We start from the raw sequence: 25847 nt of genomic DNA, 5'->3' as shown, positions 1-25847 counted from the left end.
CAAAAATAATAAGTACATTGACACGCTATTGAGTTCTCACACAACACCACCACCCCACTACTCAAGCACCCTTATCAACGAGCACCCTTCCGTAAAGCAGCCAGACCGATGTTACACACCACGTTGCAGAAACACAAACCAGAACACTGTGTCGTTCATCACAACAACCGGAACCAGAAAGCCCCCACAACCAGCGCCACCCACCAACACAACAAACAGCAAAAACCATCCGAAAGCCAGCGAGCATCGGCCCTATAAAATTATCACCATCACCACCAGACAAACAAAGAACACAACCACCAGAACCAACATCCTGTGAAGTTATTTTCTCTGTCAGCCCCTCGCGGCGACTTGGATTAATCTACACACGTTATAGATTGTTCACAAATCGCCAGGTCATAAGGCATAAATCGCGATATATAACTTGCCCTATATCGTGACTTTCGCCCCGGCAAAGTTTTTCTTTCCACGCCGTAGTACCAACCATTTGCCATGCAACAGGTCGTCCGTTTCTGGCTCCCATTCAGCTGATTCTATGCGCTGGTTATTCACGTATGCACCGCCTTCTTTGATCGTTCGACGAGCAGCGCCTTTGGATTCCGCTAAACCGGAAACAACCAACAGATCTACGATTGAACGTGCTTCACCTGCACAGATTTCCGCAACTGTGGTTTCTTGTAGCGCACCTTCTAGCGTCCGCTCATCGAGGTCTGCCAAATCGGCGCGACCGAATAAAGCTTGCGACGCCAGTTGCACGGCTTTTCGTGCTTCCACTCCGTGAACCAGGTCGGTCATTTCTTCAGCCAGCCGCCGTTGCGCGGCACGCTTGTGCGGTTCTTCGGCTACGGCACGCTCGTATTCAGCAATTTCTTCTTGTAAAAGGAACGTGAACATCTTGAGATAACGCACAACATCGGCATCACCAGCATTCACAAAATACTGGTACCACGCATAAGGACTAGTTTTTTCCGGGTCCAACCATAGCTTTCCGCCCCCAGTGGATTTCCCAAACTTCTTCCCGCTGGCATCTGTAACCAATGGGACTGTTAGCGCGTGGGTTTTCGCACCAGAAACACGACGGTTCAAATCAACACCAGAAATGATGTTGCCCCATTGGTCCGAGCCACCAATCTGCAAAACCACATCGTGTTCTTTGTTCAAGTACAGGTAATCATTGGCTTGCAACAACATGTAGGAAAACTCAGTGTAAGAAATTCCATCCGATTCCAAACGACGCTTCACGGTGTCACGGTCCAACATGGTGTTCAGCGAGAAGTTTTTTCCGATATCTCGCAGGAATTGCACGACAGACATTCCCATCGTCCAGTCCGCGTTATTGACCAATGTCGCAGCGTTATCGCCCGTGAAGTCTACAAACTGTCGCAGCTGTTGTTTAATCGCAGAGACGTTAGCTTCAAGCTCCGCTTCGCTGAGCATCGAGCGCTCCCCCACATCACGAGGGTCTCCAATAAAACCAGTAGCACCACCTGCCAAAACAAACGGCCGATGACCTGCTTCTTGAAAACGCCGCAACATAATCATCGGAACCAAGTGGCCAGCGTGCAAGGAATCCCCAGTCGGATCGAATCCGCAATACAACGCGATGGGCTTCGATGTCGCTTCGCGCAGCTCATCGAGATCAGTGGACTGATTAATCAGACCACGCCATTGCAGTTCAGCAACGATATTATTCATGGTTAATTCTCTCCTTGGGAATCATTCGGCCACTCCATTGCTTCGTCGGCAAGCAGCACAGGCACATTCTCGTCAATACGGTAGGCAATGCCTTTCCGTTCATTGACGAGCACGTTTTCTGCTTCGCGATACGCCAATGGACCTTTGTCTTGTGGACAGGCCAAAATTTCCAATAACCGGGGATCAAGACTCATGCGGCTAGCTTATCGCTTCGCTTTATCCGCGACAGTGATAGAGGCCCATTCACGGAACTCGGTGGCTGCCTTTTCCACGGATTCGCGCTGTTCGTCGACGCGGACACCAGCAGTTCCGCCACGGGTTGCTCGCGATGCCACCGCGCCATCAATGGTCAGTACATCACGAACCTCTGGGGTCAATCGCCTGTCGACGCTTGCAAGCTGCTCATCGGAGAGATCCACCAGATCAACCCCTGCTTGTTCAGCTAAGCGGACGCACGAACCAGACGCTTCGTGTGCTTCACGGAATGGGACTCCCTGACGCACCATCCACTCGGCCAAGTCCGTGGCCAAAGTAAACCCGCGGGGTGCGAGTTCACGCATCCGGTCTTCGTGGAATACCAGCGTAGAAACCAAGCCCGTCATTGCGGGAAGCACCAAGTTTAACTGGGCAAAACCGTCGACAAGCGATTCTTTGTCCTCTTGCAAATCGCGGTTATACGCCAGAGGCAAAGCCTTGCACGTCGAAAGCAGCCCGGTGAGATTACCAATTAGCCTGCCAGTCTTCCCACGCTGCAGTTCCGGAATGTCCGGGTTCTTTTTCTGCGGCATGATCGATGAGCCCGTGGACCATTCATCACTCAAGGTGACATAGCCAAATTCTGGCGTCGACCAGGCAATAATTTCTTCGGACAGGCGGGACATATCGACGGAGATCTGCGCCAACACGAATGCTGCTTCCGTAGCAAAATCTCGCGATGAGGTTCCGTCCAAAGAGTTTTCCGCAGAACTGTCAAAGCCCAGCTCCTCCGCGATAGCTTCTGGGTCCAGCTGCAACGAAGAACCAGCCAACGCACCAGAACCATAGGGCGATACTGCCAAACGCTTATCTAAATCGCGGAGTCGATCAAGATCGCGCAGCAACGGTTGTGCGTGGGCCAGCAAGCCGTGCGCCAACAAGATCGGCTGCGCAGCCTGGAAATGAGTCTTACCCGGCATGATTACACGTGGGTGTGCTTTTGCCTGTGCCGCAAGCGCGTCGATGAGGTCGACAACTTGCGTAGCTACGTCGCGAATGGCGTCGCGTACCCACATGCGGAATAACGTGGCAACCTGGTCGTTACGTGAACGACCTGCCCGCAACCGGCCTCCCAATTCCTTGCCAACACGATCAATCAGGCCACGCTCCATCGCACCATGCACGTCTTCATCACCAGGATCCGGCGTAAACTCGCCCGATTCGACATCACGGCCAAGCTGGTCAAGACCAGCGAGCATTGCCTCCAAGTCCTCATCCGAGAGCAACTCAGCTTTATGTAAAACACGGGCGTGAGCTTTCGAGGCAAGCACATCATAAGGTGCAAGAACCCAATCAAAGTGCGTGGATACAGATAGCGCAGCCATGGCATCGGACGGACCGCCTGAAAAGCGTCCGCCCCACAGTGCGCCTTCGTTCGTGGAATGCGCCTGAATTCCAGCCATTAGTTATTTGCCTCGCGATCACGCTTGTTAGAAATCTGGGTGGACAGACCGTGCAACTGAACGAAGCCTTTCGCGGCGGTCTGGTCGAAGGTATCGCCAGTATCGTAAGTAGCCAGGTTGAAATCATACAGCGACTGGTTTGAGCGACGGCCGTTAACGATGATGTTGCCGGCGTGCAATACCAGACGGATATCGCCGGTGACGTGCTCCTGGGTCGACTGGATAAAAGCATCCAACGACTTCTTCAATGGGCTGAACCACAGGCCGTCGTAAACTTCTTCAGACCAACGGGCATCGATGCTGCGCTTGTAACGAGCAACCTCACGCTCCAGGCAGACGTCTTCGATGGCTTCGTGCGCCTTAATCAACACCATCGCGCCCGGGGCTTCGTAGACTTCACGAGACTTGATACCAACCAAACGGTCTTCCACCATGTCCAACCGGCCTACGCCCTGCGCACCTGCACGGCGGTTGAGCTCTTCAATAATTTCAAGCGGAGAAAGCTTCTTGCCATCAACAGCAACCGGGCGTCCGGCTTCGAAAGAAATGATCACTTCGTCTGGAGCGTTACCCAGCGCTGGGTCCTCAGTGTATGCGTAGAGATCTTTTGTTGGAGGGTTCCACAAGTCTTCCAGGAAGCCAGTCTCGACAGCACGGCCCCATACATTTTGGTCAATCGAGAATGGTGATTTCTCCGATTGCTCAATCGGCAAATCAATCTCGTTAGCAAACTCGATGGCTTTATCACGAGTCCAGGCATAGTCACGCGCTGGCGCAATGATGTCCAGTGATGGATCCAACGCACGGAAGGAAACTTCGAAGCGAACCTGGTCATTACCCTTACCAGTGCAACCGTGAGAGACGTGCGTGCCGCCGTGTTCTTGGGCAGCCTGCACCAGGTGCTTGACGATCAGCGGACGCGAAATCGCAGACACCAGTGGGTACTGCTTCATGTACATGCCATTGGCCTGGACCGTCGGCAAGCAATATTCTTCAGCGAACTCGTCGCGAGCATCGACGACAATGGATTCCACAGCGCCGCAATCCAGTGCACGCTGACGGACCGATTCCATGTCTTCGCCCCCCTGGCCCAGGTCTAGTGCCACGGCGACAACTTCGCCTTCCGTTTGGCGTGCCAGGTATGGAATAGCTACTGAGGTGTCCAAACCTCCGGAGTACGCAAGTACGATGCGGTTTTTCATGATCGTTCCTTTACTGTTGTTTGTTGCTTTCGGTTGTTCCGGGCGCTATCGACGAGAAGCGTGACCCGCCGTTGGTACGGAGCCAACACCGTCCGGATTCAGTGTAGAGGCCCGCCATTGTTTAACAATGTTCGGGGTTTTGGGTACTTTTCGCGCTGGGGTTACTCGGGGTCAATCGTGGCTGCCCCATCCGCCAAGGAGTCGATGAGTTCTTTTCCAGTGAGCGGATCACGTGCGAGCACAAAGACGGTATCATCACCAGCAATCGTGCCGACGATGTCGGATACACCCACTCGGTCAATGAAACTCGCGAGGTAGGGCGCGGCACCGGGCGGCGTACGCAGCACCGCTGTATTCGCCGAGTGATCAGCTGCAACCACGAGATCAGCCATCATTTTGCGGAGTTTATCCCGAGGCCCGGACGCAGACGGTACTTGTAGTGATTCGGCGTCGCCGACCACATAAAAGCTGCGCCCGTCGACGGGTTTGACCTTCCGAGCGCCGAGCTCGTCAAGGTCTCGAGACAGCGTGGCCTGGGTGGTTTCGAAGCCTTCGGCCAATAAGAGCTTGGATAGTTGCGCCTGCGAATAAATGCGCGTCTGTTCCAGCAATTCCACGATCCGTGCTTGGCGCCCGGTACGGGAGTAGGTGTGTGTCATAGCTTCCTCGCTTTCGCTACTGGATTACCGGAGGCAATGCCCAGCAACCACACAAGCACGGCCTTTTGTGCATGCAGACGGTTTTCTGCCTCGTCAAAAACACGTGAAGCTGGGCCATCAATGACCTCTGCCGTGACTTCATTACCACGATATGCCGGAAGGCAGTGCAGGAAAATCGCGTTTTCTGCGGCCTTGTCCATGATTTCTTGCGTTACCCGATACGGCACGAATGGCGTGGTGCGATCTTTACCGTCGCCTTCTTGCCCCATGGATACCCAAGTATCAGTGATCACGACTTCCGCGCCCGCCACATCTGCCGGATCCGCACTCACGGTCACATTGCCGCCAGTAATTTTTGCTTGTCGACGAGCACGATCAACGAATTTCACCTGCGGTTGGAAATCTTCGGGTGAAATGATCCACACATCCATACCAGCCATCGCCAGGCCCAGCATGTAGGAGTTAGCCATGTTCTGGTCGCCGTCGCCCAGATATGCAACTTTCTTGCCGGACAATCCTGCTGCTCCTTTGTCTGGGCAGAGAGATTCCGTCATGGTCTGCAGATCTGCCAAGATCTGGCACGGGTGGAAATCATCTGAAAGCGCGTTGATGACAGGCACGGTGGCGTGTGCCGCCATATCTTCTAAGCCTGCTTGCTCGTACGTGCGCCAGGCAATCGCCTCGACGTAGCGCGAAAGCACCCGCGCAGTATCGGCAACAGTTTCACCTTTGCCCATCTGGGAGGCGCCGGCCTCGGTAACGATGGCACTTCCTCCCAGCTGAGCGATACCGGCATCGAAAGAAAAACGGGTACGAGTCGAAGTCTTATCGAAGACGACTGCCACACTGCGGCCGCCGGACAATGGGCGGTGGCTCAGCGGGTCGGCTTTCAATTCAGCAGCGAGAGCAAGAATTTCTTTTTGCTCAGCGGGAGTAATCGAATCATCCGCCAATAAATGACGAAGCTGTGAAGGTTGTGCTTGCGATGTCATAAAAGTCCTTAATCGAGTATTTCTTGCAGTATTGTTACGCATTCATCGACGTGTCGTCGTTCGATAATTAGCGGTGGAGTCAAGCGCACGACCTTGTCACTTGGAGCGTTAAGGATCAGGCCGCGCTCGAGACCTGCAACGACGATCTCTTTCGCGTTCGCTGACTCGAGCACCACTCCGAGCATCAAACCGGTACCGCGAACTTCCGAGACTGCGGAAAGCTGCTGCAGCTGGCTGCGAAGATACGCACCGATTTCACGTACGTGCTGCAAGAATCTTTCATCCAGAGTGTTAAGCACCGTGCGGGCTGCTGCCAAGACCACAGGATTTCCACCAAACGTGGTGCCGTGCTGGCCGGGCTGGAGGTATTGTGCAGCTGCACCGCGAGCCAGCACTGCCCCCATCGGCAGACCACCGCCGAGGCCTTTGGCCATGGTGACGACGTCTGGAACCACTCCGGCGTACTCATGGGCGAAAAACTTTCCGGTTCGTCCTACCCCGGTTTGTACCTCATCAGCGACCATAAGAATGCCGTAGTCGTCGCACAGCTGACGCACTGCAGCCAGGAAACCTTCCGGCGCGGGAATCACCCCGGTTTCGCCTTGAATTGGCTCGGCGAAAATCGCGGCAATGCCGTCAGGATCTTCCTCGACGATCTCACGCAGTTTCTGCACGTCGCCGTAGGGGTAGAAATCCACACCACCTGGCAGCGGTTCAAATGGGGCTCGTTTTTCTGGTTGTCCCGTCAGCGCGAGTGCGCCCATAGTGCGCCCATGAAAGCCGGCCTCTGCTGCCAATACCCGGCCACGACCTGTCAGGCGGGCAATCTTGAACGCAGCCTCATTAGCTTCCGCCCCGGAATTGCAGAAAAACACCCGAGCGCTGTCGTCTTTGCCATCAGCGAAGCGCTGTTTCAGCGAAGTAGCAACCTCAACAGAATGCGGGGTGGCGAAGATGTTTGAGGTATGCCCCAGTGTGGCGATCTGCGTGCTCACAGCCTCGACAATATCCGGGTGCGCTTGCCCCAAAGCATTGACCGCGATGCCAGCTAGCATATCGAGATAACGCTTCCCCTCAGTATCTGTGAGATACATGCCTTGCCCACCGGTTAAACTGATAGCGGGGATCCCGTAGTTATTCATCAATGCACTAGACCAATCGTTTGCTGTTTTCTGCATCATGCGTGATCATCCTTTCGCAGCACGGTTCCGCCGGGATAGTCCCTGCTTCGGTGATTATTTGGCAACACCATGGTGCCCACACCGCCTTCGGTGAGTAGCTCCAGCACCACCGAGTGCGCTTCCCTGCCGTCGATAACATGGGCTGCATTAACGCCACCGCGAACTGCATTGAGGCAGGCTTCCATTTTCGGGATCATGCCGCTATCCAGCCCCGGTAACAAGGCGTCGAGCTCGTCAACTTCAATGGTAGAAACCAGCGAATCGCGGTCCGGCCAGTCTTTATAAAGGCCTTCCACATTGGTCAGTACCAACAAACGTTCCGCCCCAATCGCAGAAGCTAATGCTCCAGCAGCAATATCGGCGTTAATGTTGTACACCTCGCCGTCGTGATCAGGCGCAATTGTGGAAACCACAGGAATGCGCCCGGCAGCAATAATGTCCATCAAGGCTTCCGGGTTGACGCTGACGATATCACCCACGTGTCCGATATCTACTTGTTCTCCCTCGATATCTAGATAGCGCTTTTCTGCGGTAAACAGCCCCGCATCTTCGCCAGAGGTTCCGACCGCATACGGCCCATGGGAATTGATAAGACCTACCAAATCACGGCCAACTTGCCCAAACAACACCATGCGAACGACATCCATGACCTCTGGAGTAGTAACCCGAAAGCCGCCCTTAAACTCCCCTTCAAGGCCAAGACGCTCTAGCATCTCCGTAATCTGCGGTCCACCGCCGTGGACGACTACGGGTCGAGCCCCGATCGTGCGCAACAACACCATGTCTTTCGCAAACGCTGCTTTTAACTCGTCATCCACCATGGCATTGCCGCCATACTTGACGACGACTATCTTGTCGCGAAGGTGTTGTAGCCATGGCAATGCTTCAGACAGCACTGCTGCTCGGTCGCGGTTACTGAGGTGTTCCAACATGGCCACGGGCTCCTTATTTCCTGGTTTTTGTCTTGGGGACGCGTTATGAGCTGTATGCCGAATTAATTTCGACGTAGTCATGAGACAGGTCAGTGGTGCGCACGAAAGCGCTGCCCGGACCACCGGTGCCAAGATCTACTCGGACGTCGATATCAGCCCCAGACAGGTCGACCTCGCGTGCAGCCGGCGTACCAGTGGTGGCTTTGCAGACCGCATGATTGTTGAAATAGACGCTGATGTTATCCGGATCCATGTCCGCATCAGCCATACCGACGGCGGCCAAAACGCGCCCCCAGTTGGGATCTGAACCAAACATGGCACATTTGAAAAGGTTGTCGCGGCCCAGCGTGCGAGCGGCATTGAGCGCCTGTAAGTCATCCGTGGTGCCTTCGACAGTGATTTTCACGCGCTTGGTGACACCTTCGGCATCCGCTTGCAATTGGTCTGCCAAGTCCGCACAGGCCGCGAGAACCGCTTCATTCAATGCTTCTTGCGTGGTAGTCTCACCGGATGCCCCGCTGGCCATCAGTACCACGGTGTCGTTCGTGGAGGTCGATCCGTCCACATCGAGGGTGTCAAAAGTCAGCGCAGTTGCTTTCTGCAACGCAATAGCGAGTTGTTCTGGGGTAGCTGACAAGTCCGTCGTCAAGCACACCAACATGGTGGCCAGCGATGGTGCCATCATGCCTACACCTTTGCCCATTCCACCGAGGCTCCAGCCATCGCCATTCACCAGAGTTTGTTTCACCGTGGTATCGGTGGTCATGATCGCTCGTGCTGCACCCTCGCCATGGTCTGGGCTATTTCCCAACACACCAGGTAGTTTTTCGATACCAGCCGATACGTTGTCCATCGGCATCGGCTCACCAATCAGCCCGGTTGAACATACAGCTACGTGGTTGGAGTCGAAATTCAGTAATTCAGCAAGTTCAGTCTGCATCTGCTGTGCGTCGCGAAGCCCCAGTGCACCATTGCACGCGTTGGCATTGCCAGCGTTATACAGCACTGCGCGCAACTGACCGTCGGCAAGAGCTTCACGCGAGACCTTAACCGGCGCAGCCACCACGCGGTTCCGAGTGAAAACACCTGCCGCGGAAAATTCTGGGCCATCGTTGACAACTAACGCTAAGTCAGTCTTGCCGGAGGGCTTGATTCCCGCTTTGACACTCGCCGCCCGAAATCCCTGTGGCACGGTAACTCCGCGGGCACTATGGGCAGATTCGCTATTCGATCCTGCCTGTGGCGTGGAGCTATCTGCGCTGCTCTCTAGGTTGGTCATAGGAAATCCTCGTAGTTTTATGGTTGGCTAAAACATTTGTGCCGGCGCTGTGCGCAAAGCTGGTATTAGCTTCGTTGGCGTTTTATTCGGCGCATCTACGGTTCGCCCTCGTCGGGTTAGGGCGCTAGGCCTGGGTGAGTAAGCCCGGCGGTTTCCTCAAACCCCAGCATCAGGTTCATGCATTGCACAGCCGCTCCACCGGTCCCTTTGGTTAAGTTGTCGAGTACTGCGGTGATCAACAAAGTGTTGGTTGCTTCGTTGACCTCGGCTTGTATCTGGCAAGTGTTTGCGCCAATGACATGCTGCGTTTCCGGTTGCTGACCTGCAGGGAGCACCTGAATGAATGGCTCATCACGGTAGAAATCATGAAAGATATCGGTGATTTCTTCTTGCGACAACGGCGCCGTAAGTTGTGCGGTAGCCGTGGTCAAAATTCCGCGGGTTGCGGGTGCAAGCACCGGCGTGAAGTTGATGCGGTAGTCCTGATCGCGGATTTCGCGGAGGTTTTGCACCACTTCTGGGTTGTGGCGGTGCTTGCCGGAGGTGTTATAAGCACGCAGGTTACCCGTGGTTTCAGACCCTAACAGCGCAACCGCGGCCTTTTTACCAGCACCAGACGTACCGGTAATCGAGACGATGTTGATTGCCGGTTCGATTACTGCTGCCGCTACGGCAGGCAGTAAAGCAAGCGTCATTCCCGTGGGAAAACACCCAGGAACAGCTACCTTGTTTGCTGCCGCAATTTCAGCGCGGTGCCCTGGCATTTCTGGAATACCATACGGCCACTGGCCTGCATATTCCCCGCCATAGTACGCATCCCAGTCCGCTTTCTTCTGTAGCCGGAAATCAGCCGCACAGTCAATGATTATGGTGTCGTTTGGCAGCTGCTTCGCGAATTCTGCAGAGTGCCCGTGTGGCAGGCCCAAGAAAACAACATCGTGACCAGACAGAACTTCGACTGTGGTGTCTTCAATCATACGATCACGTAGCTGTAACAAATGCGGCATCTGCTGTGAAACAGGCTTACCGGCATGTGAGTGGCCAGTCAGTGCACCGATTCGCAAGTCACCATCCCGATAACGCGGATGGTTCAGCAACAAGCGGAGAATCTCACCGCCTGCATAACCGGTGGCTCCTGCTACAGCAACTGAAATCGTCATAGCGCCACCCTAGCAAACTTTATGCAAGAAAGTGCAAATTATTCAATCATGAATATTTACCGGCCTTTCTTCGCAGAAAACCGCGGCGTGGCCACCTTTAGGCGTACAGTGGGACACATATCGTAACCCACATCACCTGAAGGAGTGACCCATGTCTAGCACTGGTTCGATTTCTGCTTCACCCGACGGCTTGCTCATGGCCCTTGTGCAGTACCGCGTCCCCATCGTTGAAAGCCCAGAAGACGTACAGAAAAACGTGGACGAGATCTGCCGCCGTGTAGCATCAACCAAAGCCGGTTATCCGGACTTGGACTTGATCGTTTTCCCGGAATACTCCACATCGGGGCTCAACACCGCAATCTGGTCCTATGATGAATTCCTCATCGCAGTTGACTCTCCTGAGGTCGATCAGTTCCGCAAAGCGTGTAAAGACAACGACGTTTGGGGCGTCTTCTCCATCATGGAGCCACACCACGAAGAAGGAAAGCCGCCATTTAATACCGCGATCATCATCGACAACAATGGCGAACTAGCCCTCCACTACCGCAAGCTACAGCCCTGGACACCAATCGAGCCCTGGTCGCCCGGTGACCTCGGCATGCCTGTTTGTGACGGGCCAAAAGGGTCGAAACTCGCTGTTAACATCTGCCACGACGGCATGTTCCCGGAACTGGCCCGCGAAGCAGCATATAAAGGCGCAAATGTCTATATCCGCATTTCTGGTTACAGCACGCAGGTGCAAGATCAATGGATAATGACCAACAAGACCAATGCGTTCCAGAACCTCATGTTCACCGCATCCGTCAACTTGGCAGGGTACGACAATGTCTTCTATTACTTCGGTGAAGGCAATGTGTGCAACTACGACGGAAACCTCATCGCGGAAGGCCACCGTAACCCAGACGAGATTGTCACCGCCGAGATCTTCCCGGCGCTTGCCGATAAGGCTCGCATCAACTGGGGCTTGGAAAACAACATCTTCAACCTGGGCAATCGGGGCTATGTCGCTGTTCCTGGTGGCGCCACCGAAAACTACCTCACCTGGATCGATGATCTCGCCAAGGGGCAGTATAAGCTCCCGTGGGCGGATGAAGTACGCATTAAAGACGGCTGGAAGTACTACCCAGATGGCCCACAGCTGGGACCATTACCAGAAAAGTTCAAGAAATAAGAGGCCGTCTTTCCGGTAAAGCTTTCGTTCCAGAAAGCCCTAAAGCCAGAAAGCCTTAAAGGCTGATTGTCTCCTGTGGCTAACACGATGTCAGAGCGATGTCGTGTTAGCCACTTTTTGTTTAGCGATGCAGACTCGCCATGCTCAAAAACACCCCCCGCTGGCGGATTCATAGAAAATCCGAAAGCTGTTCAACAACCCCAGTTGTTTTCATAACCTGAGTCACTTATTCTAAGAACACTTGGGCGTAGCCCGTGTCACATTCTCTTTATGTGATGCCGCCAGGCACTTTAGCCTGCCGAGCGTTACACTCCACCGACTGGAAGGTGAATAAGTCATATGTCAGAACAAAAACCCCAGCCGCACGGCGGCGCAATGGGGCCGACAACAGACGGAAGGCGTGCATCCTATCTTGATGAGGATCAAGGCCTATCCAAAGGAATGGGTCAACGTCAACTACAAATGATCGCTATAGGTTCTGCGATCGGAACCGGCTTGCTGTTAGGCACCGGGGGACGTCTGGAACAGGCCGGACCATTCCTGGCAGTCCTCTATCTAGTTTGTGGTTTCTTCGGCTATATCATTCTGCGCGGACTGGGCGAGCTGATCGTTTACCGGCCGTCATCGGGTTCGTTCGTGTCGTATGCCCGTGAATTCTATGGCGAAAAAGCAGCCTTTATTACAGGGTGGCTGTATTGGGGCAACTGGGCGATGACCATCATCGCAGACTCCACCGCGGTGGCCCTCTACATCCTTTGGTTTGATCGCTACACGTCCGTTCTGGACAGCATCCCGCAATGGCTGCTGGCACTGGGAGTCGTTGTATTCATCCTGGGCTTCAATATGCTTTCGGTCAAGATTTTCGGCGAACTGGAATACTGGTTCTCCTTGATCAAGATCGTTGGGCTCTTGGTATTCATGGCTCTGGGTATTTGGGTAGTTCTCACCGGCCATCCGCAGGGATACGACACTGGATTCCAGCTCATTAGCGAAGGCGGCGGATGGTTACCAAACGGCTTGTTGCCTGCCATTGTCGTTATCCAAGGTGTTGTTTTCGCATACGCAGGTATCGAACTCGTTGGTACAACTTCGGGTGAAACCAAAAACGTCGAAAAGATCATCCCGAAGGCCGTCAATGCGGTGTTGTTCCGCATCATCTTCTTCTACTTTGGTTCGGTTATGCTGTTGACCATGGTTCTGCCGCACACCGAATACATTGCCGGCGTCTCACCATTCGTGACCTTCTTTGATTCTTTCGGCATTGGCGTAGCTGCACCGATTTTCCAGCTGGTTCTAATCACTGCGGCACTGTCCTCGCTCAACGCGGGTCTGTATTCCACTGGTCGAGTGATGTACAACATGTCGATTTCCGGTTCTGGTCCAAAATTCGGTAAAGCACTGTCAAAGGACGGTGTGCCTTACGGCGGTATCCTGCTTGCCGGAGCCATCGCATTCGCTGGCGTGTTCTTGAACTTCGTGGTCCCAGAAATGGCCTTCGAAATTGTGCTGAACCTGGCAGCTCTGGGAACCATGGCCAGTTGGGCAGCAATCAGCATGGCACACTGGAAATTCGTCAAACTTTCCAAGACCGGTGAGTACGAACGCTCCAGCTACCGCAGTCCGTTTAACGCCTGGGGCGATATCGCAGTTGTGATCTTTATCGGTGTTGTGATCATCCTCATGGCTTTCGACTGGCCGGTGGGAACCTACACATTGGCAGCGTCTCTGCTGCTCATCCCGATGTTCTGGTTAGGCTGGCGGGCGTGCAAACCGCAGGTAATGGCACAGCTAGAAGCTCGCCAAGCTCGAATGAACGCGTACAATGAAGGAAGCAATAGCCAGGAATCTGGCGAATAAATAGCTTTCGAACAGCTCTTCCGGCCAGCCCAAATAATCTTTAGCGGTCGGCCCGGAACGAAGAAGCACAATCCGAAAGGAGACCAAAAATATGGTCAAATTTGTAGATGTCGACAATATGGCACGCTGGATCCAGCGTGAAGGTGTCGAAAAAATCATCACCGGTATGGTTAGCTACCTGGAGAAGGATTACTCCGAGTGGGAGCGTTTCGATCTCATCCCTCGCGTTGCTAGCCACACCCCGTTTGGCGTCATCGAGCTGATGCCGACGTCGAACGGCGAAGAGTACTCCTTCAAGTACGTTAACGGTCACCCATCCAACCCAGCACGCGGTTTCCAGACTGTTACCGCGTACGGCATGCTTGCCGACGTCGACAATGGTTACCCAACCTTCTTGGCTGAGATGACGTTGCTGACTGCATTGCGCACCGCAGCAGTGTCTTCCATGGTGGCCAAGAAGCTGGCTCGCCCAGATTCCAAGACCATGGCCATGATTGGTGCCGGTTCGCAGGCTGAATTCCAGGCTTTGGGCTTCCGTGGAACCCTGGGCATCGAAGACATCCGTATCTACGACGTAGACCCTGAGGCCTTGGAGAAGGTTCGCCGCAACCTGGAACCGCTGGGCTTCAACATCACCGTCTGCTCCACCACCGAAGAAGCTGTCGAAGGTGCCGACATCATCACCACTTGCACCGCGGATAAGGCACAGAACCAGATTCTGGGCACCCAGCACGTCAAGCCCGGCGTACACATCAACGCAGTTGGCGGCGACTGCCCTGGCAAGACCGAGTTGGTAGAAGACATCCTGGATATGTCCACCGTCTTCGTCGAACTGCCTGAGCAGACCCGCATCGAAGGCGAGATCCAGCAGAAGCCAGACGACTACGAGGTTGTTGAGTTCTGGAAGGTCATCACCGGCAAAGAAAAGGGTCGTTCATCCGATGAGGAGATTACCTTGTTCGACTCCGTCGGTTTCGCCATCAATGATTTCTCGGCCTTGCGTTACCTCCGCGACGATGTCGCCGGTACCGAGCTCGAGACCGACATCGACTTGATCGCCAACCCAGAGGATCCAAAGGATCTCTTCTCGCTGGTCGCGGAAGTTCCTTCCCTGGTCTAACTCTGGTCTAAGCGATCTCAAGGGCTTAAGCACGCGGCTTATAAGCGCCTAGGCAGCTCATTAGTAGAGATGCTTAGGCACTAAGCTGAAAGGCACTAAGCTGAAAAATGCGCACTACCGGTTGGTAGTGCGCATTTTCTATCTGCAACTCTATTCCTTCAGCAATTCTTTTCCATGCTTGAGAGACAGTCCCCCACGCTGTAGATCGAAATCGCAGGCTGATGCTGCCCCAAGAAAAGCTGAAAGAAGCACCAGCACAGTCGGAAACTTTTTATGCACGCATGTGAGCTCCCAGCTCGACGCGAGCCTTCTCTGCAGCTTGCACACGGTATTCATTGACCTCATCATCAGTCAAGGTCCGATCATCGGCGCGGAATACCAAGTTAAATGCTAGCGACTTCTTGCCTGCTCCCAGTTGTTCGCCACGGAAGACATCGAAAAGCTCCACGGATTCCAGCAAGTCACCTGCTGCCGATTCAACGACGCGGCGCACAGTCTCGGCAGGTACCTCGTCGTCGACGACCAGCGCCAAATCTTGGTGCAAAGCCGGGAAGGCCGACAGGCGCGGCGCCGGGAAGGATTCGTCCAACGGCAAAGCGGAAAGATTCAATTCCATAGCGCACGCACGCGCAGGAAGTCCAAGAGCTTCGACAACCTGTGGGTGCAGCTCACCAGCGTGACCAACCACGGTGCCCGCAACACTCAGTTGCGCGCAGCGTCCCGGGTGCCACGGCAAATATTCTGCGTTCGCAATTTCCAGTTCTACCCCACACGCACGCGCCACGATGCGCGCAGACTCGATAGCATCTGCATAGGTGTAATGACGACCGCTACCCCACGGTCCGGTAAATTCCAGCTCACCGGAACCTACGGTTGCCACGTGCAGCGGCTGTCGCGGCAAACTATTGATTACGCTCGCCACGGTGGCATCATCCGGCCGCGCGGCAACCGACGGCATAGGGGTGTGATCCGCAACAGCGAAGCTCACCTGTTGGAGACCGAACAAACCAACCGAGTCACGGCCCCGTGCGACGTTACGGCGTACCGCATCCAGCATCGAAGGCAGCAGCGTGGTTCCCAAAACCGCATGGTCAGATTCCAGCGGGTTTTGCACTGCCACGGTGTTGCGGCGTGGGTCGTCAGCAGCCAATCCCCAAGTATCGAAAATATCATTAGCAATGAATGGCGTCGGCAAGATCTCCGCATAACCGGAATACGCCAAAGCATGACCAACTGCACGGCGGCGCTTTTGCGCAGGGCTTAACCCGCGCCCTGCCGATGGTGTCGGCAAGATGGTCGGAATATCTTCCAACCCTTCCAAGCGCAATACTTCCTCCACCAGGTCGACAGCAACCGTCAAGTCAGAACGCCAAGTTGGTGGAGTCACACGCAATTGTGCACCGTCCTGGGAGACTTCCGCGCCGATCTCTTCCAGACGCCCGATAACAGTTTGTTCCGGGTAGTCAACGCCAGCGATCCGAGACGGGAAATTGATATCCATGGCAATTTCCGGCGCCGCGGGAACTTCCCCCTGCACACTTCGGGTGGCTTCTACCGTTCCGCCAGCGATCTCCGCGAGCAACGCGCAGGCCAGGTCCAGGCTAATCTCAACCAATGCTGGGTCAACGCCGCGTTCAAAACGACGGGATGCTTCCGAGGACAACTTATGCCGGCGCGAAGTACGCGCCACTGTGATCGGATCCCAGTTAGCGGCCTCGAAGTAGACATCAGTGGTCTCAGCGCTGATTTCAGAGGTGGTACCCCCCATAACACCAGCCAGGGACTGGATGCCAGACTCATCACAGATCACGACGTCTTCTGCATTCAGGGTACGGTCGACGTGATCGAGCGTCTCAAATTTCTCGCCTTCTTCTGCACACCGCACCGTGAGGCCGCCTTGAATCTTGCTGGCGTCGAACGCGTGCATTGGCTGGCCTAGCAGCAACATCAGGTAGTTCGTGATATCCGTAGCAGCATTGACTGGACGCTGGCCGGAAAGCATCAGTTCGCGCTGCATCCACCATGGTGACTGCGCTTTCGGGTCAATTCCGGTGACTTTGCGGAGACCAAAACGACGAGTCTTAGTGTCCTCGGCGATGTTGACGGACAGGGTTTCGCCGTCGGCAGCAGGCACTCCTTCAGTGCTCAGTCCTGCAACAGAAGGGTCGACTGCGGGATCCACATATTTCAAGTCAAACGCCGAGGCGATCTCACGAGACAAACCACGAGCGGAAAGAGCGTAGCCACGGTCCGGAGTGATGTTGACATCGAAGATGACATCGTCCAAGCCCAAATAACCACGGGCATCCTCGCCTGGCTCACCGGCATCAGCCGGGAGAGTCAAAATACCATCAGATTTATCAGTCAGACCCAGCTCAGCTACCGAGCAAATCATGCCGCGAGACATCTTGCCGTAGGTCTTGCGCTCGCCGATGGCGAAGCCCCCGGGCAACACGGTTCCGGGAAGAGCGATAACCACTAGGTCACCTTCTGCGAAGTTCCGTGCACCACAAATAATTTCCTGCAGCTCGCCTGTGCCATTGGCTTTACCAACGTGCACATGGCAGTATCGGATCGGCTTTTTGAACTCGGTCAGTTCTTCGATGTTTTCCACACGCCCAAACACCAGAGGTCCAGTGGTTTTTTCGATTGCCTCATAGCCTTCAGTTTCAAAACCAACGCGGACATAGCCACCGTCGAAATCGGCTGGGCTGACGGCCCACTCCGGGTTGTGCTGGTTCAGTAGACGGCTAACCCAGTTCTGGGTGATCAACATTGTTGCGGCTCCTTATTCTGGGTTGATGGTTAAGCGTGGATTCCGAATGGCAAGGTAAAGCGGACGTCGCCTTCGACCATATCGCGCATATCCGAGAGACCATTACGGAACTGCAGGGTGCGCTCCAGCCCCATGCCGAAGGCAAAACCAGTGTATTCGTTCGGGTCAACACCAACGGCAGTCAAGACGTTGGGGTTGACCATGCCACATCCGCCCCATTCGATCCAGCCGGCACCGCCCTTTTTGTTTGGGAACCAGACATCGACCTCAGCGGAAGGCTCAGTGAACGGAAAATAGTTTGTACGCATACGCGTGGTGGTCTCTGGGCCGAAAAGCGTTTTTGCCAAGTGATCGAGAGTGCCGCGCAGGTGGGCCATGTTCAGCCCCTTGTCGACGGCTAAACCTTCAATCTGATGGAACACCGGGGTGTGAGTGGCATCGAGTTCATCGGTGCGGAACACTCGGCCCGGGCAAGCAATATAGAGGGGCACATCGCGTTCAAGCATAGACCGAACCTGCACCGGCGAAGTGTGGGTGCGCAACACCTGCTGTGAGCCTGGTTTACCAACGTGGAAGGTATCCTGCAGCGTCCGAGCCGGGTGGTCTGGCTTGAAGTTCAGCGCATCAAAGTTGAAATATTCGGCCTCGACCTCTGGTCCATCAGCGATCTCCCAGCCCATACCGATGAAAATATCTGAAATCCGCTCAGACAAAGCAGTGATTGGGTGCAGCGCTCCAGTTTGGTGCCGTGTGGTCGGAACAGTGACGTCAACTCTTTCCCGGATCAGTTGGGCTTGTCGCTCTTGTTCCTCTAATTCTGCATGAATTTGCGAATAAGCCTTTTCCGCTTTACCACGTGCCATATTAACGGCTTTTCCAGCGGCTTTGCGTTGGTCCTTGGGCAATGAGCCTAATGATTGTCGAGCGCGAGGAATATAAGCGCCATCCCCAAGATGTTGCCGTCGTGCTTCGGCAAGTTCTTCCATAGTGGATGCCGCTGAGAAATCTGCCATAGCTTTCTCAGCAGCAGCATCCAAAGCTTCCTGGCTCAAATCAATATCAGTTCCGTTATCAGGTGCGTTCGACACGTCAGCAGTCCTCGCAGTAATCGGTAGTAGTTAAGAATTCGGTTTCGTCCGCATGCCAGTCTAGCGATCAACAATACGTAACAGGTAGCGGAGTAGCCTTTACGTGCTCAGCACAAATGCTTTAGCGACGCCGGTTTTGCGCTTTGGCGGATTCGTAAAGGCAGATTGATGCAGCCGTCGCTAGATTCAGTGATTCCGCGTTGCCACGAATAGGGATTGACACTCGGTGATCAGCGCGAGCAGCCACACCCGCAGAAAGACCATGCGCCTCATTTCCCAACAACCAAGCAGTGGGTTTGTGCAACATGCCAGATTCTTCAGCTTCTTCTAGAGTTATCTCCCCATCGGCGGACGTCGCCAAGATCTGCAGATTTGCCGCGCGTAACTGGCCCAATACATCGTTAACGCCTGTTTCTCGCGCCACGGGTGTATGGAATAGTGAACCCGCAGATGCACGCGCCACTTTGTTGGAGTGCGGATCAACAGTGTTTCCCGCGAATACGACGCCGTCTGCACCAAGGGCATCCGAAACGCGGATTAGTGTGCCCGCGTTCCCCGGTTCTGAAGTTTCCACAGGTATCGTCAGCAAGCTCGGGGAAGATTTGATGATTTTGCCGGCACTAAACATCACGGGTAAACAAACCGCGAAGATACCCGGGGTGGTTGTCGTTTCCGAAAGTAATTTCGCCGCACCGTCAGTAATCGGGTGAATATACACATCCATAAACCCTGCGGTGCTCACAATATGCTCGAAACGCTCAGCAGCACTCTGCGTTACAAACAGATCAGTCGCTGCACCCGTCGAGACTGCCGCGTCTACTGAATTCTCGCCTTCGATAAGGAAACGTTGTTCTTTCTTACGGACGGCGGCACGGTGCAGCTTCGCTGCTCGGGACACGCGCGGTGTGCGCTCGGTAAACGGGGCGGAAAAATCTAGCGTCATGGTGGCTTAGTCTACGGGATCAGAGTTAAGGTCTGCAGAACAGCAAAACGCCCCCGGAATCTTCCGAGGGCGTGTGGCGCATACGTACGGTGTTGCGCGGAAAATTAAGCGTTTGCCGGTGCGTTGACGTCGGCAGGCAGTGCGGACTTGGCAGCCTCACACAGTGCGGAGAAAGTGTCAAAATCATTGACAGCCAGCTCTGCAAGCATCTTGCGGTCAACCTCGATCTCAGCCAAACGCAGGCCGTGGATCAGACGGTTGTAGGTGATGTCGTTCATGCGGGCTGCAGCGTTGATACGCTGGATCCACAGTTTGCGGAATTCCGACTTACGCGCGCGACGGTCGCGGTAAGCGTAAGTCATGGAGTGCAACCACTGCTCTTTTGCTACGCGGTAGCGGCGGGAGCGCTGACCCCGGTAGCCCTTTGCGGACTTCAGGATTGTGCGACGCTTCTTCTTGGCGTTAACGGACCGCTTTACTCGTGCCACGGTGAAACTTCCTTAAATCTTGTTGTTGGTACTGATGTGGGATGAAACGAGTGGGCCTTTAGGCCTTGCCAAGCAAACGCTTGATGCGCTTCTGATCAGCCTGTGCAACGTCAACGTCACCCTTCAGACGGCGGGTGCGCTTAGAAGGCTTGTGCTCCAGCAGGTGGCGACGATTCGCCTGCTCACGACGCAACTTGCCGGAACCAGTCTGCTTGAATCGCTTTGCTGTGCCCTTGTGGGTCTTCTGCTTCATGGAGTTTCCTTAATCCCTTTAATTGACGGTTCGTTATTTCTTGCCCTTGCGTACTGGACCAAGCACCATGGTCATGTTGCGACCATCCTGCTTCGGTTTGGCTTCCACGACGCCATATTCTTCGACATCGTTAGCCAAGCGTTCCAGTAAGCGGAAACCAAGTTCAGGGCGCGACTGCTCACGACCGCGGAACATGATGGTTACCTTGACCTTGGAGCCCTTTTCCAGGAAGCGGACAACATTGCCCTTTTTGGTCTCATAGTCATGGTCGTCAATTTTTGGACGAAGCTTTTGCTCCTTGACGACGGTCTGCTGCTGATTCTTCTTGGACTCACGGGCTTTTTGGGCTTGTTCGTACTTGAACTTGCCGTAGTCCATGATCTTTGCGACAGGTGGCTTTGCGTTCGGCGCAACCTCAACTAGATCAAGATCGGCCTCATAGGCAACTTTGCGGGCGTCGTCTGTACGAACGACACCAACCTGCTCACCTTCAGGACCGATAAGACGGACTTCCGGTACTCGAATACGCTCATTAATGCGAGCTTCAGCGCTGATGTGTGACTCCTAAGTTCAAAAGGGGCGAATGAAACGTCTACCCTGCCACAATAAGAGCACTCCCCCCGAGAAAGCACACGTCAGGGATCAACACAGAGATCACTCGACGTATGCACCTTTACCCGTAACCAGCTCACGGAGCGGTATAAGGTGGGAGGAGACTCCACTTGCGACCTAAGTTCCTGGACGGAACCCTAGGTGGTAGTACACATCAATCTAGCACGCATTAATCAATCACACAAATCGATGAGCACCTTCCCCATAGGAATGCCGCTGCATTGCGGTCACTCGCTCCGAACAGGGCCATCACTCGCTCTAAGCATGCAGGATTTCCGCCAAAAATTGCCCGGTATAAGAGGCTTCCACCTTGGCCACATCCTCTGGAGTACCTTGCGCCACCACAGTGCCGCCACCAGAGCCGCCTTCGGGCCCCATGTCGACAATCCAGTCTGCTGCCTTAATTACATCCAGGTTATGCTCAATAATCAGCACTGAATTCCCTTTGTCCACCAGGCCTTGAATTACCAACATCAAGCGGCGAATGTCCTCAAAGTGCAACCCTGTGGTCGGCTCGTCCAGAATATAGACAGTGCGACCATGCGAACGCTTTTGCAACTCCGATGCCAGTTTCACCCGCTGCGCCTCACCACCGGACAGCGTCGTCGCTGATTGCCCCAAGCGCACGTAGCCCAAGCCGACGTCGACAAGCGTCGCTAGATAGCGATGGATTGAAGTAATCGGCTCGAAGAACTCGGCTGCTTCCGAAATCGGCATATTCAACACTTCGGCAATGTTTTTGCCTTTATAATGCACTTCCAGTGTTTCCCGGTTATAACGCGCGCCCTGACACACCTCACAAGGCACAAACACATCAGGAAGGAAGTTCATCTCAATCTTGAGAGTGCCTTCGCCTTGGCAGGATTCGCAACGCCCTCCCTTCACGTTGAAGGAGAAACGCCCAGGCTTATAACCGCGCACCTTAGCCTCTTGTGTTTCGGCAAATAGGTTGCGGATCTTATCGAACACACCGGTATAGGTCGCTGGATTGGAACGCGGAGTACGCCCAATCGGTGACTGATCGACCTGCACCATCTTGTCCAGGTTTTCGATACCTTCCACGCGCTTCGCCCGCCCCGGAACCTGACGGGCACGGTTAAGCTCGTTGGCCAAAGTCTTCGCCAAAATGCCGTTGACCACGGTAGATTTTCCCGATCCCGAAACTCCCGTGATGCAACACAGCACCCCTAGCGGAATGGTGACGTTGATGCCACGCAGATTATTTTCCCGAGCACCAACAACGGTCAGCTGCCGCTCCTTATCAATTGGACGACGCTTTTCTGGAACTGCCAAAACCTTACGCCCAGACAGGTAATCCCCGGTTAACGATCCCGGGCAATCCACAATCCCTGCAGGGGCCCCCTGATAAACGACCTCGCCGCCATATTCACCGGCGCGCGGGCCAATATCGACCATCCAATCCGAGGCACGAATCGTGTCTTCATCATGTTCCACGACAATCAAGGTGTTACCCAAATCGCGCAAGCGCTGCAAAGTAGCGATTAACCTGTGATTATCACGTTGATGCAAACCAATGGACGGCTCATCCAACACGTACAACACACCGGCGAGCCCGGCTCCGATTTGCGTGGCCAAGCGGATACGCTGGGCCTCACCACCAGAAAGGGTGGAAGCACCACGGTTGAGCGTGAGATAGGTCAGTCCGACGTCGACAAGAAATTGCAGACGCGCTTGGATCTCTTTGAGTACTGCACCAGCGATGATTTCGTTACGGTGATCCAACTGCAGCGTATCCAGGAACTGCGTGGCTTCTTCAATCGGTAGCTCTGCCAGCCCGGCGATCGAAAGCTCACCATGCGAGGTAGAAGCCAGCCGCACAGCGAGGATCTCCGGTTTCAAGCGTGTGCCCTTGCACTTCTTGCACGGCACCTGGCGGGTATAAGCCATGAAACGGTCTTTTTGTGAATCCGATTCGGCAGTATCCAACTTGCGACGCACATACCCTGCCGCACCTTCGAACGGGGCCGTCCAATCGCGCTGCCGACCGTAACGGTTTCGGTACCGCACACGAACTTCAGTTTTCGTGCCATTAACCAGCGCATCACGCTGCTGCTTAGTCAGTTGTGAAAATGGTGTCTCCGGGTCAAAATCCAGCGTCTTGGCCAGACCTTCGACTAATTTAACGAAATACCGTTGATTCGGGCTGGCGTACCAGGGCTGCACCGCCTTATTGGCTGGGGCATCCGGATCCGGAATCAACAAATCCTGGTCCACCTCGTGGCGTGAGCCTAAACCGTCACAACTCGGGCAAGCACCGTACGGCGAGTTAAAGGAAAAGGAGCGGGGTTCATACTCATCAATCGTCAGAGCATGCCCGTTTGGGCAGGCGGAGTTCTCAGAAAACATCCGAGTAGAATCCGGATCATCAACAAAATCAATGGTCACCAGGCCGTCGGCAAGACGCAAGGCCGTCTCCACCGAATCGGTCAACCGTTGTTTTTGTGAAGCCTTAACCTGCAAACGGTCCACGATGACGTCGATATCGTGCTTGATCTGCTTTTTCAGTGTCGGTGGATCACTCAGCTGATAGATTTCACCATCAATCCGTGCGCGAGAAAAACCTTGTGCAGACAAATCAGCAAACAGATCCACAAACTCGCCCTTGCGTGTGCGCACGACTGGCGCTAGCACCTGGAATTTGGCTTTTTCCTCGTGCGCAAGCACCTGATCGACGATCATTTGTGTGGTTTGCCGTTCGATCACGGCATCGCAGGTAGGACAATGCGGGGTGCCTGCACGCGAAAACAGCAAACGCAAGTAGTCGTAAATCTCAGTGATCGTCCCGACAGTCGAACGCGGGTTGTGGTTGGTTGACTTTTGGTCAATTGAAACCGCTGGCGACAAGCCTTCAATAAACTCGACGTCCGGCTTGTCCATTTGCCCGAGGAACATACGGGCATACGAAGACAATGATTCCACATATCGACGTTGCCCTTCGGCAAAAATAGTATCGAACGCCAGTGAGGATTTACCCGAGCCAGAAAGCCCGGTAAACGCGATCATCTTATCGCGTGGCAAATCAATGTCCACGCCTTTTAGGTTATGTTCGCGTGCACCTTTGACCACCAAACGATCCGCCACGGATCCACCAAGCCTTCCCACAATTTTCTGTTTATATATCCGGCTGCAACCAGCACGCTTTAGACGCTCTCGTCCCTTCAAAACTACCAGGTTGTATGCAGCAACCATTATCGACGTAAACTGTCTGCATGAGCACCCTAGCGTTACATTCTGTGTCCATATCAGAGATGGACAACCAGTGTTATTTTCTTGTCGACGGCGACCAGGCGTTACTAATCGACGCCGCAGACGATGCCCCACGGCTGCTAGCTTTCGCTCAGGAATTAGGAGTCACCATCACCACGGTGTTGACCACCCACCGCCACTGGGATCACACGCGCGCGTTGGAAGAGTTGTTGGAAAAAACTGGCGCAAAGCACTACGCGTCATACCTGGATGCCCCAGCAATCCCCGGCAACATCGATGTGGAGCTACAGCATGGCGACGTTCTCGAATTCGCTGGCAAGGAATACCCAGTGATTATCTTGCGTGGGCATACTCCCGGTGGAGTCGCTTTAGCTGCTGTGATTGATGGTGTACCAAACTTGTTCGTCGGCGATTCGCTATTCCCGGGCGGTTTAGGAAAAACCGATTCCGAAGGCGATTTCGTGCGCTTGTTCCACGACGTCAGCGACCGGATTTTTGACCAATACCCCGATGAAACCAAAGTTTGGCCCGGGCACGGTAACCCAACCACTTTGGGAGAAGAGCGCGGCAAACTTACAGAATGGTGGGAACGACGCTGGTAAGTAACGAACAATGCCCACCACACTTTGTAGGCAGATAACGTAGAATTAGCGCTTAGTACTTCAAGCTACTATTACAAGGAGCATTACTAGCTATGATCCGCAAGATCGCACGACCAATGCTGGCTTCAGTCTTCATCCTCGACGGCGTTGATGCGCTGCGTAAGACTAACGAACGCGTTGACACCACCGAAGACCTGATCGCGCGTGTGCGCAAGATCGTCCCAGCAGACATCGCGGACGCTATTCCTAACAGCCCAAAGACCGTCGCTCGCGCTTTGGGCGGCATTAAAGTTGGTGCTGGTTCCCTGTTTGCTATCGGTAAGGCACCACGTCTGGCTGCTGCAACCCTGGCAATCACTAGCTTGCCGACGCTTTTCACCCGCGATGCTTTCTGGTCTGCAGACGAAGATGACGAGCGCCGCGCACGTCTAAACAACTTCGCTACTTCCTCAGCTTTGCTGGGTGGCTTGTTCATCGCTTCCCAAGACACCGAGGGCAAACCAGGCCTGAAGTGGCGCGCAGAACACGCTTCGAAGCAGGCTGGCAAGAAGATGCAGCAGGCACTGCCAACACAGTCTGATTCCGAAAAGATGCTCCAGGATGCCCGCGAAAAAGCAGGCGAATTCGGTGGTCAGGCTAGCGACTGGATCAAGGATTCCAGCGAAAAGGCGCAGGCCTACGTCAAGGACAACAAGGGCGACTGGTCCAAGAATGCCAATGAATGGCTGGATGCTGCACGCTCCAACGCCAAAACCGCCAAGAAGAGCACCGTAAAGGCCGCTAAAAAGGCCCAGGACAAGGCCAATGATGCTCTGAAGGACGCCGAGAAGAAGCACGGCAAGAAGGCAAAGAAGGCCCGCAAGAACGCCGAGAAGATTCAAAGCAAGGCAGACAAAGCTCTGTCCAAGGCTATGAAGAAGCTCGACAAGAAAATCGATTTCTAGGAAAATA

At 54.4% G+C, this 25847-nt stretch carries 22 protein-coding genes; 5 read left to right on the top strand and 17 right to left on the bottom strand.

Annotation, left to right across the window (positions count from 1 at the left end):
* Nucleotides 1–429 precede the first annotated feature (429 nt).
* From tyrS to argC, 10 genes are all read right to left on the bottom strand, one after another.
* Nucleotides 430–1695 carry a tyrosine--tRNA ligase gene (tyrS, locus tag O146_RS0104940; protein WP_027017834.1) on the bottom strand — a complete coding sequence of 422 codons (1266 nt, stop codon included), beginning with the start codon at nt 1693–1695 and terminating at the stop codon, nt 430–432.
* Nucleotides 1696–1697: 2 nt separating this feature from the next.
* Nucleotides 1698–1889, bottom strand: a complete 192-nt coding sequence (locus O146_RS0104935; RefSeq protein ID WP_027017833.1) for a Trm112 family protein — start codon at nt 1887–1889, stop codon at nt 1698–1700.
* 9 nt (nt 1890–1898) lie between these two features.
* Entirely contained in the window at nt 1899–3344 is a 1446-nt protein-coding gene (gene argH, locus O146_RS0104930) for an argininosuccinate lyase (protein WP_027017832.1), read from the bottom strand.
* An 8-nt stretch (nt 3345–3352) separates the two neighbouring features.
* Nucleotides 3353–4555 (bottom strand): argininosuccinate synthase, encoded by a 1203-nt coding sequence (locus tag O146_RS0104925; RefSeq protein WP_021352201.1) that lies wholly within the window; start codon nt 4553–4555, stop codon nt 3353–3355.
* Nucleotides 4556–4716: 161 nt separating this feature from the next.
* The gene (locus O146_RS0104920; protein WP_021352202.1) at nt 4717–5214 is read right to left on the bottom strand and encodes an arginine repressor; all 498 of its coding nucleotides are present in this window, start codon (nt 5212–5214) and stop codon (nt 4717–4719) included.
* The gene (argF, locus tag O146_RS0104915; protein WP_027017831.1) at nt 5211–6206 is read right to left on the bottom strand and encodes an ornithine carbamoyltransferase; all 996 of its coding nucleotides are present in this window, start codon (nt 6204–6206) and stop codon (nt 5211–5213) included. The genes O146_RS0104920 and argF overlap by 4 nt, the downstream gene beginning before the upstream one ends.
* Nucleotides 6207–6214: 8 nt before the next feature.
* A complete protein-coding gene (locus O146_RS11175; RefSeq protein ID WP_051619259.1) occupies nt 6215–7387 on the bottom strand; it encodes an acetylornithine transaminase in 1173 nt (390 codons plus the stop codon).
* Nucleotides 7384–8319, bottom strand: a complete 936-nt coding sequence (gene argB, locus O146_RS0104905; protein ID WP_027017830.1) for an acetylglutamate kinase — start codon at nt 8317–8319, stop codon at nt 7384–7386. Before argB ends, O146_RS11175 begins: the two co-directional genes overlap by 4 nt.
* A gap of 43 nt (nt 8320–8362) precedes the next feature.
* Entirely contained in the window at nt 8363–9598 is a 1236-nt protein-coding gene (gene argJ, locus O146_RS0104900) for a bifunctional glutamate N-acetyltransferase/amino-acid acetyltransferase ArgJ (protein ID WP_238633875.1), read from the bottom strand.
* 116 nt (nt 9599–9714) lie between these two features.
* The gene (argC, locus tag O146_RS0104895; RefSeq protein WP_027017828.1) at nt 9715–10758 is read right to left on the bottom strand and encodes an N-acetyl-gamma-glutamyl-phosphate reductase; all 1044 of its coding nucleotides are present in this window, start codon (nt 10756–10758) and stop codon (nt 9715–9717) included.
* Between the two features lie 151 nt (nt 10759–10909).
* On the opposite strand from argC, the gene O146_RS0104890 reads away from it, so the two are divergent.
* The 3 genes from O146_RS0104890 to O146_RS0104880 all read left to right on the top strand — a co-directional run bounded on the left by O146_RS0104890 (nt 10910) and on the right by O146_RS0104880 (nt 14906).
* Nucleotides 10910–11929, top strand: a complete 1020-nt coding sequence (locus O146_RS0104890) for a formamidase (protein ID WP_027017827.1) — start codon at nt 10910–10912, stop codon at nt 11927–11929.
* A 441-nt stretch (nt 11930–12370) separates the two neighbouring features.
* Nucleotides 12371–13786 (top strand): amino acid permease, encoded by a 1416-nt coding sequence (locus O146_RS0104885; protein WP_255364749.1) that lies wholly within the window; start codon nt 12371–12373, stop codon nt 13784–13786.
* Between the two features lie 91 nt (nt 13787–13877).
* Nucleotides 13878–14906, top strand: coding sequence for an ornithine cyclodeaminase (locus O146_RS0104880; RefSeq protein ID WP_021352210.1), 1029 nt, complete (start codon nt 13878–13880; stop codon nt 14904–14906).
* A gap of 271 nt (nt 14907–15177) precedes the next feature.
* On the opposite strand, the gene pheT is transcribed toward O146_RS0104880, so the two are convergent.
* From pheT to uvrA, 7 genes are all read right to left on the bottom strand, one after another.
* The gene (pheT, locus tag O146_RS0104875) at nt 15178–17682 is read right to left on the bottom strand and encodes a phenylalanine--tRNA ligase subunit beta (protein ID WP_027017826.1); all 2505 of its coding nucleotides are present in this window, start codon (nt 17680–17682) and stop codon (nt 15178–15180) included.
* Between the two features lie 29 nt (nt 17683–17711).
* A complete protein-coding gene (gene pheS / locus O146_RS0104870; RefSeq protein ID WP_021352212.1) occupies nt 17712–18770 on the bottom strand; it encodes a phenylalanine--tRNA ligase subunit alpha in 1059 nt (352 codons plus the stop codon).
* A gap of 121 nt (nt 18771–18891) precedes the next feature.
* On the bottom strand, nt 18892–19713 hold the full coding sequence (locus O146_RS0104865) for a TrmH family RNA methyltransferase (protein ID WP_021352213.1): 822 nt from the start codon (nt 19711–19713) through the stop codon (nt 18892–18894).
* Between the two features lie 104 nt (nt 19714–19817).
* Complete coding sequence (rplT, locus tag O146_RS0104860; RefSeq protein ID WP_021352214.1) at nt 19818–20201, bottom strand: 50S ribosomal protein L20; 384 nt, start codon at nt 20199–20201, stop codon at nt 19818–19820.
* Nucleotides 20202–20259: 58 nt separating this feature from the next.
* A complete protein-coding gene (gene rpmI, locus O146_RS0104855) occupies nt 20260–20454 on the bottom strand; it encodes a 50S ribosomal protein L35 (protein ID WP_018120128.1) in 195 nt (64 codons plus the stop codon).
* Between the two features lie 33 nt (nt 20455–20487).
* The gene (gene infC, locus O146_RS11170; RefSeq protein ID WP_081703749.1) at nt 20488–21009 is read right to left on the bottom strand and encodes a translation initiation factor IF-3; all 522 of its coding nucleotides are present in this window, start codon (nt 21007–21009) and stop codon (nt 20488–20490) included.
* Between the two features lie 315 nt (nt 21010–21324).
* The gene (uvrA, locus tag O146_RS0104845; RefSeq protein ID WP_027017824.1) at nt 21325–24168 is read right to left on the bottom strand and encodes an excinuclease ABC subunit UvrA; all 2844 of its coding nucleotides are present in this window, start codon (nt 24166–24168) and stop codon (nt 21325–21327) included.
* 128 nt (nt 24169–24296) lie between these two features.
* Between uvrA and O146_RS0104840 the strand changes: the two genes are divergently transcribed.
* Together O146_RS0104840 and O146_RS0104835 are read left to right on the top strand one after the other, a co-directional pair.
* Nucleotides 24297–24896: an MBL fold metallo-hydrolase gene (locus O146_RS0104840; protein ID WP_021352216.1), complete on the top strand. Its 600-nt coding sequence runs from the start codon at nt 24297–24299 to the stop codon at nt 24894–24896.
* Nucleotides 24897–24988: 92 nt separating this feature from the next.
* Nucleotides 24989–25840, top strand: a complete 852-nt coding sequence (locus O146_RS0104835) for a DoxX family protein (RefSeq protein ID WP_021352217.1) — start codon at nt 24989–24991, stop codon at nt 25838–25840.
* Nucleotides 25841–25847: the final 7 nt, after the last annotated feature.

The sequence above is a fragment of the Corynebacterium pseudodiphtheriticum DSM 44287 genome, from assembly GCF_000688415.1.
GTDB lineage: Bacteria > Actinomycetota > Actinomycetes > Mycobacteriales > Mycobacteriaceae > Corynebacterium > Corynebacterium pseudodiphtheriticum.
This window is presented reverse-complemented; position numbering and strand designations above follow the sequence as displayed.